The sequence below is a fragment of the Shigella sp. FC1967 genome, assembly GCF_001743005.1.
In the GTDB taxonomy this organism is placed as follows: domain Bacteria; phylum Pseudomonadota; class Gammaproteobacteria; order Enterobacterales; family Enterobacteriaceae; genus Proteus.
This window is the reverse complement of sequence record NZ_MIIZ01001468.1, coordinates 1-338: the sequence shown is the minus strand read 5'-3', so window position 1 is coordinate 338 and position 338 is coordinate 1. Positions and strand designations below refer to the sequence as shown.

Below are 338 nucleotides of genomic sequence, written 5' to 3'. Positions count from 1 at the left end.
CAGCCCAGAGTCTTAATCAATAGCAGCATCAGGAGAACGGTCTGGAAAGTCCGGCAGTAAAGGGTGATAGCCCCGTATCCGAAGATGCTGTTATTGTGAACTCGACGAGTAGGGCGGGGACACGTGTTATCCTGTCTGAATATGGGGGGGACCATCCTCCAAGGCTAAATACTCCTGATTGACCGATAGTGAACCAGTACCGTGAGGGAAAGGCGAAAAGAACCCCGGCGAGGGGAGTGAAAAAGAACCTGAAACCGTGTACGTACAAGCAGTAGGAGCCTCTTTATGGGGTGACTGCGTACCTTTTGTATAATGGGTCAGCGACTTATATTCTGTAG

The 338-nt window shown here is 50.3% G+C and carries 1 rRNA gene; it reads left to right on the top strand.

What is annotated here, in order from left to right:
- A 23S ribosomal RNA gene (locus BHE89_RS23080) occupies positions 1 to 338 on the top strand; the annotation flags it as partial.